The sequence below is a fragment of the Tenacibaculum sp. Mcav3-52 genome, from assembly GCF_022347665.1.
GTDB classification, from domain to species: Bacteria; Bacteroidota; Bacteroidia; order Flavobacteriales; family Flavobacteriaceae; genus Polaribacter; species Polaribacter mesophilus.
On sequence record NZ_JAKRGE010000001.1, the window covers coordinates 892452 to 903672 of the forward strand.

General features: G+C 34.6%; 9 protein-coding genes. 7 read left to right on the forward strand and 2 right to left on the reverse strand.

Annotation, left to right across the window (positions count from 1 at the left end; all coding sequences use genetic code 11):
- Nucleotides 1-94: 94 nt before the first annotated feature.
- From MHM83_RS04180 to MHM83_RS04205, 6 genes are all read left to right on the forward strand, one after another.
- Nucleotides 95-580 carry an acetyl-CoA carboxylase biotin carboxyl carrier protein subunit gene (locus MHM83_RS04180; RefSeq protein WP_173359330.1) on the forward strand — a complete coding sequence of 162 codons (486 nt, stop codon included), beginning with the start codon at nt 95-97 and terminating at the stop codon, nt 578-580.
- A gap of 1 nt (nt 581) precedes the next feature.
- Nucleotides 582-2018 (forward strand): acetyl-CoA carboxylase biotin carboxylase subunit, encoded by a 1437-nt coding sequence (accC, locus tag MHM83_RS04185; protein WP_239178508.1) that lies wholly within the window; start codon nt 582-584, stop codon nt 2016-2018.
- A gap of 132 nt (nt 2019-2150) precedes the next feature.
- On the forward strand, nt 2151-3692 hold the full coding sequence (locus MHM83_RS04190; protein ID WP_239178509.1) for an acyl-CoA carboxylase subunit beta: 1542 nt from the start codon (nt 2151-2153) through the stop codon (nt 3690-3692).
- A gap of 206 nt (nt 3693-3898) precedes the next feature.
- On the forward strand, nt 3899-4294 hold the full coding sequence (locus tag MHM83_RS04195; RefSeq protein WP_239178510.1) for a hypothetical protein: 396 nt from the start codon (nt 3899-3901) through the stop codon (nt 4292-4294).
- A 600-nt stretch (nt 4295-4894) separates the two neighbouring features.
- A complete protein-coding gene (locus MHM83_RS04200) occupies nt 4895-5560 on the forward strand; it encodes a hypothetical protein (protein WP_239178511.1) in 666 nt (221 codons plus the stop codon).
- A gap of 144 nt (nt 5561-5704) precedes the next feature.
- On the forward strand, nt 5705-6211 hold the full coding sequence (locus tag MHM83_RS04205) for a hypothetical protein (protein WP_239178512.1): 507 nt from the start codon (nt 5705-5707) through the stop codon (nt 6209-6211).
- A gap of 126 nt (nt 6212-6337) precedes the next feature.
- On the opposite strand, the gene MHM83_RS04210 is transcribed toward MHM83_RS04205, so the two are convergent.
- Nucleotides 6338-7309, reverse strand: coding sequence for a hypothetical protein (locus tag MHM83_RS04210; RefSeq protein WP_239178513.1), 972 nt, complete (start codon nt 7307-7309; stop codon nt 6338-6340).
- Nucleotides 7310-8661: 1352 nt separating this feature from the next.
- On the opposite strand from MHM83_RS04210, the gene MHM83_RS04215 reads away from it, so the two are divergent.
- Nucleotides 8662-10572, forward strand: coding sequence for an AAA family ATPase (locus MHM83_RS04215; protein ID WP_239178515.1), 1911 nt, complete (start codon nt 8662-8664; stop codon nt 10570-10572).
- Nucleotides 10573-10610: 38 nt separating this feature from the next.
- Here MHM83_RS04215 and arfB read toward each other — a convergent pair whose 3' ends face one another.
- On the reverse strand, nt 10611-11012 hold the full coding sequence (gene arfB, locus MHM83_RS04220) for an alternative ribosome rescue aminoacyl-tRNA hydrolase ArfB (RefSeq protein ID WP_239178517.1): 402 nt from the start codon (nt 11010-11012) through the stop codon (nt 10611-10613).
- Nucleotides 11013-11221 lie beyond the last annotated feature (209 nt).

The following is an 11221-nucleotide window of genomic DNA, read 5'->3' on the forward strand; positions in this document are numbered from 1 at the left end:
AAGTAAGTAAAAAAACATTCTAGCCAATTTATAGATTTAACTCATGTATTCCATCGTAATTTTAATATTTTAGTGGTGAAAATATCAGATATTTATGAGTAAATCTTTTAAAACGAGCGTGAATAAAACGCATGATTTTGATTTTACTGAAGCGCAAATAGAGGCGTTAGATATAGTAGAAAAATCAAAAAATAACTACCACGTACTTGAAGGGAACCAATCGTATCAAGCTACCATACTTCAAACAAATTTCAACAAAAAAACATACACCATTCAAATCAATGGAAATACCTACGAAGTGAATATTTCTAACGAATTAGATATGTTAATTGATGAATTAGGTTTAGAAGTAGCAACAGAGAAAAAAGAAAACGATATCAAGGCACCAATGCCTGGGTTAATTGTTTCTGTTGATGTTGAAATTGGTCAAGAGGTAAAAGAAGGTGATGGAATTTTAGTGTTAGAAGCCATGAAAATGGAGAATACCTTACAAGCACCAAGAGACGGAGTGGTAAAATCGGTAGCTATACAGGCAGGTGATAAAGTAGAAAAGAATACGGTTTTAATAGAAATGGAATAATATGAAAAAGATATTAGTAGCAAATAGAGGAGAAATTGCGTTGCGTGTAATGCGTACAGCAAAAAAGATGGGAATTAAAACGGTAGCTGTTTTTTCTGAAGCAGACAGAAATTCACCACACGTAACTTTTGCAGACGAAGCAGTATGTATTGGTCCTGCACCTTCTAACCAATCGTATTTATTAGGAGATAAAATTATTGAAGTAGCGAAGGAGCTAGGTGTAGATGGAATTCATCCAGGATACGGATTTTTAAGTGAAAACGCAGCCTTTGGAGAAGCCGTAGCAAAATCAGGAATTGTATTTATAGGACCAAAAACCCATGCTATTGAAGTGATGGGGAGCAAATTGGCTGCAAAAGAGGCCGTGAAAGCTTATAATATTCCAATGGTTCCGGGTATTGACGAAGCGGTAACCGATGTAGAGTATGCCTCGAAAGTAGCAAATGAAATAGGCTATCCAATTTTAATCAAAGCCTCAGCAGGAGGTGGAGGAAAAGGAATGCGTGTTGTTGAAAAAGAAGCCGATATTAAAGAACAAATGCAGCGTGCAATTTCAGAAGCAGAATCAGCTTTTGGAGATGGTTCTGTATTTATAGAAAAATATGTAGGGTCACCACGCCATATCGAAATCCAAGTATTGGCAGATGCTCATGGAAACGTAGTACACTTATTTGAACGCGAATGTTCGGTACAACGTCGCCACCAAAAAGTAGTAGAAGAAGCACCATCGAGTGTGTTGACTCCAGAAATTAGAGAAGCCATGGGAGCAGCAGCTGTAAGAGTTGCGAAAGCCTGTGATTATTTAGGAGCTGGAACGGTTGAGTTCTTACTAGACGAAAACAAAAACTTCTACTTCCTAGAAATGAATACACGTTTACAAGTAGAGCACCCAGTTACGGAGCTTATTACGGGAGTAGACTTAGTAGAGCAACAAATAAAAATAGCAAGAGGAGAGGAGCTATCATTCACCCAAGACGATTTACAAATTAACGGACATGCACTAGAGTTACGTGTATATGCAGAAGATCCGTTAGACAATTTTGCACCGAGTATTGGAGTGTTGGAAACCTACCAACATCCGAAAGGAGAAAATATTCGTGTAGATGATGGTTTTGAAGAAGGAATGGAAATTCCTATTTATTACGATCCGATGATTTCTAAACTAATAACGTATGGAAATACGCGCGAAGAAGCTATTGAGTTAATGAAACAAGCGATTAGTAATTATAAGGTAAAAGGAATAGAAACTACGTTGCCGTTCGGAAAGTTCGTATGCGAACACGAAGCGTTTACTTCAGGAAATTTCGATACTCATTTTGTAAAGAAGTATTACACACCTGAGTTGTTAGAAGCAGGATACGAAAAAGAAGCGAAGATTGCTGCACAAGTTGCTTTACAGCAGTATTTAAAAGAGCAACGTATTTTAAAAACTTGTTAAAAACAATTTGCGTTAGGGATTGCAGCGGCATCCTTTTGTTGTCAGTTCGAGTTTGCGGAGCAAGTATCGAAAACCAACAAAAGATATAGCGGAAAGCCCGACCCTTGGGGAACGCCCAAAAAAAGAATATAGATGAAATCTAAAATAGAAGAATTACAACATAAACTTACCGAAGCAAAGTTAGGAGGCGGACAACAACGCATCGACCGTCATCATCAAAAAGGAAAATTAACCGCTCGTGAGCGTATCGATTATTTCTTAGATGAAGGTTCTTTTGAAGAAGTAGGTATTTTGGTAACGCATAGAACGACCGATTTTGGAATGGAAAATCAGAAGTTTTATGGTGACGGAGTGGTAACAGGATACGGAACGGTAAACGGACGCTTAGTATATGTGTTTGCACAAGACTTTACGGTATTTGGAGGTTCGTTATCGGAAACACATGCTGAAAAAATCTGTAAGATTATGGATTTAGCTGTAAAAGTAGGAGCACCATTAATCGGATTGAACGATTCTGGGGGAGCGCGTATTCAAGAAGGAGTACGTTCGTTAGGTGGTTATGCCGATATTTTTTACAGAAACGTACAAGCATCAGGAGTAATTCCGCAAATCTCAGCGATTATGGGACCATGTGCAGGTGGAGCAGTATATTCACCAGCGATGACTGATTTTACCGTTATGGTAGAAAATTCAAGTTATATGTTTGTTACGGGACCTAACGTAGTAAAAACAGTAACCAATGAAGAAGTAACTTCAGAAGAATTAGGAGGAGCAAGTACACATGCAACCAAATCGGGAGTTACACATTTAACAGCAGCGAACGATGTACAATGTTTGGAAGATATCAAAACATTGTTGAGCTATATGCCACAGAACAATCAAGAAACTACAGCAAAATTACCGTTTGAATTAGGCGATGAAACTAGAGAAGAGCTAGCCAACATCGTTCCAGATAATGCCAACAAGCCGTATGATATGCGTGCTGTAATTGACGGTATTGCTGATGCTGATTCGTTTTTTGAAATTCATAAAGATTATGCCGATAATATCGTGGTCGGATTTGCACGTTTAGGAGGAAGAAGTGTTGGGATTGTAGCCAACCAACCGATGAGTTTAGCAGGATGTTTGGATGTAAACAGTTCTAAAAAAGCAGCACGATTCACCCGTTTTTGTGATTGTTTTAATATTCCGTTATTGGTGTTGGTAGATGTACCAGGATTCTTACCAGGAACCGATCAAGAATGGAATGCGATTATTACCAACGGAGCAAAATTATTATATGCGTTGAGTGAAGCTACCGTGCCAAGAGTAAGTGTAATTACTCGTAAAGCTTATGGTGGAGCGTATGACGTAATGAACTCAAAACATATTGGTGCCGATATGAACTTTGCATGGCCTAGTGCAGAAATTGCAGTAATGGGAGCAAAAGGAGCGAGTGAAATTATCTTTAAAAAGGAAATTGCAGAAGCAGATGATCACGAAGCAAAACTAGCTGAAAAGGAAGCGGAGTATGCTGATAAATTTGCGAATCCGTACCGAGCAGCAGAACGTGGATTTGTAGATGAGGTAATTTTACCACAAGACACCCGTAGAAAACTAATCAAAGCTTTTGCCATGTTAGAAGGTAAAAAGGTAGAAAGACCGAATAGAAAACACGGGAACATACCGTTGTAAGAAAATACATATCAATATTTTTAAGAGGCGCTTCTTTTTAGAAGCGTCTTTTTTGTTTTATAAGGCCTTGGATGTACTTGATTTAATGCTATATTGATGAGGTTTTTAGAAAAGAGTAAGGATGTATAAATCATTACTAGTCCCATATTTATTAAATTGGGTGTTCAAACTATATAGCTAAGCTTATATAAGATGTTAGTATAACTATGAATTGGAAAATAATTACTGAAAATAAAAGAAGGTATGCTGATACATCCTACTATTTAAAAGCTGAAAGAGACTGTATAGAAGGAACTATTGTATTAGAGATATGTTGGATTGAGAATTTTATGTATGGCTTAACGGTTTATTTATATAGAAAAGAACCAAAACGAAAATTCTTGTTTTTTAAAAGTACAAAGCCTGAAACACTTTATAATTGTTTAGTTTTTTATAATGGGCGTATTGAAAAATATGGGCATCAAATAATGAGAATGACAGAAGATGCTCCATTAGAAAAATTAAAGAGATTAGATTTCTTTCAAAAGGATGGAGTTCTTAACTATAGAATAGGAGAAAAATATGGTTTAGATTTTACAACTACTTTGCCAGAGAAAAACTGAGCTACTACACATCCTAAAAAGTAACCACTTAAAAAACGTCATTACGAGTCTTTCGACTTAAGTTTATCTTGAGTGACAGTCGAAAGGCTCAAGACAGGCTAAAACGAAGTGATCTTTAAGTTTATAGTTCAAAATAAACAGATTACTTCAGTCGTACCTCCTTCGTAATGACGTTAGCTAATAAAAGTTCGATTTTAAAAAGAAGTTTTCTAAACCCTTTTACACAGAATAGTCTGAAAAAGCGATGAGATTCAGAGGCTTTGCCTCGCATCGTTTTTCAGACGTTTTTAAACAAGGTTTAAAAATTCCTCGTAAAAGTGTCCTTTCTTTTGGTTCGTTTTCTTTGGACAAGCAAAGAAAATGAAGGCAGTAGTTTATTGAGCAATACAATTAAGTATAAATCTACCCTATACTCAGCTTAATACTACATTAATGATAAAAAAAACAACTTTTATGACTTAAATAATTGGTTTTGAGGGTTTCCGTAATTTTTTACAAATATGTTTTTTTAGGTTTATAGGAAATTATCAAAGTAATTAAAATGAATAACTACTTGGATTTAAGGCACTGTAATTGAATTAACCAAAAAACTACCATATTATGAAAGTCAAAAAAAAAATAGAAATAGTAATGTTTTTATTGATTACAACTATTGTCAACGCTCAAGATTTTTCACTTACAGAAAAAGTAGATAAATCAATTAGATTTGGGTTTTCTGCTGGAGTTGAACATAAATTTTCAAAACCTAATGAAGCTTATTTGGATCCAAGTACTTTGACATTAGAGTTTGATGATTTAAGTAGAGACTCATTTGTGATTTCTACTAGTTTAATTTATATGCCAAATTATTTTTATAGAACAGTGTCACTTACAACAAAAGCAGACGGTACAAAACAATATACTTATGGGGATTGGGAGTATAAAAGTAGTAGATGGGGAGGAGTAGTTTCTTTAAATATAGCAGAATTTTCTCCTGATACTGGTTTTAATACTAGAATTGATGGAGGGTTGGGGGTAGCTTATGCTCCTGGAAGCGTAAAGAAAAATGAAAAAGGAGAATATAATCCTCATCCTTTTTATCTTACTTTAACCCTAGATTTTTCGACCATTCGACAGGTGAAAGATGGAATCAAAGAAAAATATGAAGGAAAACAAATTTTAATAAATGGAGAACCATTAAATGCTTTAGATCAAACAGATAATAGTATATTTAGAAATAAAGTGTTTACAGGCGTTTCATTCAAATTAGTTTATTTATTAAATTAAAAGCACCTAAAACTAAACACATGTTATCTTATACCTCTGAGGATGCACTTGAATTTTCTATTCAGTTAGTATTTACTATATTGAACTTGCTTAAAAAGTAAGTGTCAATTGATTGATTTTAAGTTAATTAAACCATATGAAATTATGAGAACTCTTTATGCTTTTACAATAATTCTCGGATTAATAAGCTTTTCATGCACAAGTTATAAAAAGACAGTAGCTAAGGATACTTCAAGTCAAAGAACTAATGTATCAACTATTGAAACAAATCCTGACCAAACATCTATTTGGACAAATCAACCGAATTCAAATTCAACAAAAATTAAAGTACTAAATGCTGCAATTGCATTTGGGTCTTTGCCTAATGGACTTAGTGAAATGGATTATACGGTTGTTGAAAATACAGGTACTTATTTAGTAACTAATGCAATTAGAGCTTTGTCTGACGATGTTAGAGTAAAGGCTTGGGTAGAGGGACAAGATATTATACTTACTTCAGAAGTTCAGCAATATAAAGAAACCGAATTTGGACTTCCAGAACCTTCTGGTTTTGTAAAATGTGTAAGAGGAAATTCTACATCACTTCCTGATTGCTGGCGGACAATTTTAGTAATAGCAAACCATCTTGGAGGAGATAAACAATACCAATAATTTTAATTAAAAACTTCATTAAGAGTGATAACGTAGTAATCTTTATGTTTATAGTTCAAAATAAACAGATTATTTCAGTCGTACCTCCTTCGTAATGACGTTATTATTTTTTATAAAAAATTATTCTTACACATCCGTACTAACCCAATAACTTCCCGTTGAGGTAGTAGACGGGTTATATGCCAAAATATTCACTTTAGTACCGTTGGTAACATCCGCTAGTAACCATTCCATTGGCTGATTATTAATTGCGCCACTTTCCAATTCAACCATATTGCCGTTTAAGGTCACCTCGTCGGTACTAATGTCGAACTGTAGCGTGGTTTCCCCTTTGTTTTCAAAACCAATAAAACTCTCCTTGTCATACGATACCTGAGTAATCACCTTGGTTTCATTAGGCGCTACCTGTCCCACAAAATCAGTAATAGAGCTGCTTCCTGTAGTTGGACGATAGCTATACTGTGCTCTTTTTGCAGGCTCATTGGCAAATACTAACTGAGCCGTGTTTATAATTTGAACAAGCGTTGTATAACAATCGTTCAATGCCGAAATACGATCTTGAGTAATTACCAAACGCTGTTTTTTATATACCTCTTGCTGAGTGTTCGCACTCTTTAATTCGTCTTTAATTGTAGCCAACTCTTCCACAATAGATGCAGGCATTCCGCCTTTCGTTACATCGGTCAAATCATCTAAATAGTTGGTAACCACCTTTTCTAAGGTTTCTAAAAACACCAACATTTTAGGCTGATTCTTGCTCGCATCTCTATAGCCAGTTGTAAATTCCTTTAATACCGCAGGATTATCAGGAAAAGCCCACATAGCATGACTTTTAATACGATTATATACACGACTTGCATTTTGCATTTCTATCAACACCTTTTGTGTTTCCACTCCTTGTTTTGCCAAGGTACTTACATCGGTAACTACCGTATCTGCCGCATCAATCTGATGTAAAAAAGCCGTCGCATACTCACTCGTAAATCGGGCATTGAAAGCGGTAAAACGCTCCAAATCTTGAGTAAATAGGTTGTAAATTGTACGTGCGCTTTCAGCTAAAAAAGCATCTGAACCTTTGAATTTTCTTCTTGTTTCCATATTAATATTTAATTTAAGTTACACGAGAGTTTTTAGGGATATGTAATACACGCTACCCTAAGGTAATTCTTAGAAACAACAAGATTATAATAGCAGGAGAGCCCCTTGCCACTAGTTAAAAACCCATAAAATATTAGATGGTTTTAGCAATACAATCATAGCATTTTGTTCGTTTCTTTTTCTTAACCACTTCTAAATTATAGTGTTGGGGTATAAAAAACAAATGCGATGGTCAATTTTTGCTTTTTTTTAACAAGCAGACAATCAGAAGTATATCTTTTATACTAGTTGCGAATACTTTTTTTTTGTGTTATCTATCATTGACATCTTTTCTTAACGACTTAGATTTTACATAGAATAATCTTTTTCTAGGCTATTTTTCTTTTTCCATTGATGAAAAAGAAACCGACTTTGGAGGTTCATGAATTCCTTTGAAAGCCAATAAAAATTAATGAGCTAAGCAAAAAATCTAGTCTTAACCTGCCTACACTCAAAAATAATGATCCTCGACCCTAAATTAAAATAACTCGCTATCGCTCAAACAGATTTTAATTTTAACGGCTCTTGCGGTGTTATTTTTGGTTTGCCTGCTTATGACAGGGTACTTTTTTTAGTATTCTCATTAATCAAAGCAATTTGTCTTTCAAAAATAATTCTATAGCTGTCGTTACATTTGTTTGACATTTTTTTGTGTGTTGTATCGAAGTGATAATCCGTTAATACGTAGACCGAGAGTGTTGGATTGAATCCATACAGATTTAAGAGTGGGAGGATAGCCGTAGTATTAGCGATCCATGCCGTGGTGTTAATGGAGCATGCCGTAGTATCAGTGACCCATGCCGTGATGTCAACGGAGCATGCCGTGATATCAGCGACCCGTGCCGTGGAGTTAACGGAGCATGCCGTAGTATCAGCGATCCATGCCGTGGTGTCAACGGAGCATGCCGTAGTATCAGCGACCCATGCCGTGGTGTTAACGGAGCGTGCCGTAGTATCAGCGACCCGTGCCGTGGTGTCAACGGAGCGTGCCGTGATATCAGCGACCCGTGCCGTGGTGTTAACGGAGCATGCCGTAATATCAGCGACCCATGCCGTGGTATTAACGGAGCGTGCCGTAGTATCAGCGACCCATGCCGTGGTGTTAACGGAGCGTGCCGTAGTATCAGCGACCCATGCCGTGGTGTTAACGGAGCGTGCCGTAGTATCAGCGACCCAAACAGCGATATAAAGAACCGTTGCTACTCTAAAAAATAACTTTTATAACTTAAATAGGGGAGGTTATGGGATTCCGTAAGAATGTATGATGGAGTTTTTTTATTTTTACTAGGTTGAATATTTTTAATAAATTAAACATGAGTAAAGAGTTAGATGTTTTCCTGTCTTTTATATTAAGTACTAAGGAGAAACTAAATAAAGAAAGACAAGGAGCATTTGAATTAGGCTGTTCTCAGTTTATACTTGACATTTTTGACAAAGTCACCGCTATAACAAATACGCTGGAGGAAAAAGTAAAAAATGGAGATTTAAAAGTAAATTACCGAAATCAGTTTCAATCTAGCTTAAATATTATATTATCTAATTTATCTTTAAAACATTATGATAATATGAATTTCCTTGGTCATGGAAATGATAATTTGAAAAGTAGTATTAAAAAACAGATAGAAAGCAGCTCTTCGATTATTTCTGACCAATACAATCAAATGAAGTTCAATGTTGATTTTTTTGATAAAATTGGTTATTTCGATAGTAATGTAGTTGCTATTGGAGCGAATGGTAGTGGAAAAACTACATTGTCAAATAAATTTAAAAATTATTTACAAAACAATGGTGTTGTAATTTCTGCTCAAAGGATATTACTAGTTCCAAGTTTTGAAGCAATTTCTAATCCATCAAAAACAGCATCTGAATTAAAACAAGCTCAGATTAGAGATAAATCAAATAAAAATATACAACTGTTTAGCTACTTACAAGCAGAATTTGGAGTTGTTTTAAGAAATTTACTTGCTGATAATATTTCAGCCGGGAATAGTTATAGAAAAGACTCTTTAGAATTATTATCAAAAGGAGAGCAAATAAAAAGCCCTGAAAAAACAAATTTAGATATTACTCTTGAGATATGGAACTCACTTATTGAGCATAGAAGCATACATTGTGATGATGGTATAAACATTACAGCTAAGTCTAATGATGGACGTTCTTATCCTGTTATGCAAATGAGTGATGGAGAAAAAGTTATGCTGTACTTAATAGGTCAGGTTTTACAAGCACCGTTAGATGGTTTTATTGTAGTAGATGAACCAGAAATGTATTTGCATAAAACAATTCTCAAAAAATTATGGGACATTTTAGAAGCCCAAAGAAGTGATTGTTTATTTATTTATTTAACACATGATTTAGACTTTGCAACTAGTAGAACTACTGCAAAAAAAATATGGATAAAGTCATTTACTCACCCAGACAATTGGGAAATTGAAGATATTCCAACGGATGAAATACATGAGACTTTACTTTTTGAATTGTTGGGAAGTAGAAAAAACATTCTTTTTTGTGAGGGAGTAAAAGGTAGTATAGATGAAAGAGTTTATTCAATACTTTTTCCTAAATTAACAATAATGCCTGTTGGTAGTTGTTTTGATGTTATTAACCATACAAAAGCGTTTAATAAATTACAAAAAGTAAGCACCAAATCATATGGTTTAATTGATTCTGATCATCATGATTCAGAAAGACTTGATAAGTTAAAAGAAAACGATATATACTCATTTAAAGTAGCTGAAATTGAAAACTTATTTTTTGATTTAGGCTTTTTAAAATTACTGGCAAAAAAGATCTTAATAAATGAAGAGAATGTAAAATCAATTGAGACAGATGTTATAAATGAATTGGATAGGATAAAAGAAATCCAAGCTTCAAATTATGTTAGTGCCAAAGTAAACTATTATTTTACAGATAGTGATGTTTCCAAAGGAAATGCTTTGGAGCAATTAGAGAAAAATTATCGTTCTTTTTTAGATAGTATATCAATAAATGATTGGTATAACGAACGTTTAGCTGAACTAAATAAAATGATTGAGAATTTAGATTATGATAATGTCTTAATTGCTATTAATAATAAAGGAATGAAAAGGATTGCAAGTAAACATTTGAAGATTTCAGATTTTACAGATAGAAGTATAAAATTATTACAAAGTGATAATGATGCTAGAATGGCCTTGAGTAAATATTTTCCTGAAGAAATAAAAATGGCTAACAAAAATGCATAGAAATAATAGTTGTTTAAGTAGTAAAAAGAAGAATTAACCTAAAACCGAAACTTTTTTCGGTTTTCTTTTTTTTCAGCCTGTTGTTTTTTAGCATCTAATCGTTTGGCAATCGCTGCTTTTTGGGGTTTGGTAGCTTTACGTACTTTAGGTACTACCAAGGCTTGTGCTAAAAGGTTAAAAAAGCGTTCGGTAACCAATTCTTTGTTACGGTGTTGTGAGCGACTTTCTTGTGAGCTTAGTATGAGTGTGTTTTCTTTAGAGAGTCTGTTGGCTAAGTTTTTAAGGAGTAGCGCTTTTTCTTTGTCCGAGAGTCCTAACGAGTCTTCAATAGTAAAACTTAATTCTACTTTAGAGGATACTTTGTTTACATGCTGTCCGCCCGCACCAGAGCTTCGTACGGCTTTAAAGTTGAGTTCTTTTAAAAGTTGTTCTTTGTTCATAGTGTTTGTGAATGCATTAACGGAATTAACTTCCAATGTCAGTTCGAGTGGTTTTTATCAAGTGCTAACGAGATAAAAATTTTATCGAGAACTATTCCAGCGTCTAAGTCCTAAATTCTCGATACAAATTATGCTCTTTTCAATCGCAAAATTCACTCGAATTGACAGCTTTAAAATTTTAGTCAACCTACTTTAATAGGTGTTACTAT

What these genes read in the sequence shown, in the direction of transcription:
- MHM83_RS04180 (WP_173359330.1), top strand. Translation starts at nt 95, where the DNA reads ATGAGTAAATCTTTTAAAACGAGCGTGAATAAAACGCATGATTTTGAT.
- accC (WP_239178508.1), top strand. Translation starts at nt 582, where the DNA reads ATGAAAAAGATATTAGTAGCAAATAGAGGAGAAATTGCGTTGCGTGTA.
- MHM83_RS04190 (WP_239178509.1), top strand. Translation starts at nt 2,151, where the DNA reads ATGAAATCTAAAATAGAAGAATTACAACATAAACTTACCGAAGCAAAG.
- MHM83_RS04195 (WP_239178510.1), top strand. Translation starts at nt 3,899, where the DNA reads ATGAATTGGAAAATAATTACTGAAAATAAAAGAAGGTATGCTGATACA.
- MHM83_RS04200 (WP_239178511.1), top strand. Translation starts at nt 4,895, where the DNA reads ATGAAAGTCAAAAAAAAAATAGAAATAGTAATGTTTTTATTGATTACA.
- MHM83_RS04205 (WP_239178512.1), top strand. Translation starts at nt 5,705, where the DNA reads ATGAGAACTCTTTATGCTTTTACAATAATTCTCGGATTAATAAGCTTT.
- MHM83_RS04210 (WP_239178513.1), bottom strand. Translation starts at nt 7,309, where the DNA reads ATGGAAACAAGAAGAAAATTCAAAGGTTCAGATGCTTTTTTAGCTGAA.
- MHM83_RS04215 (WP_239178515.1), top strand. Translation starts at nt 8,662, where the DNA reads ATGAGTAAAGAGTTAGATGTTTTCCTGTCTTTTATATTAAGTACTAAG.
- arfB (WP_239178517.1), bottom strand. Translation starts at nt 11,012, where the DNA reads ATGAACAAAGAACAACTTTTAAAAGAACTCAACTTTAAAGCCGTACGA.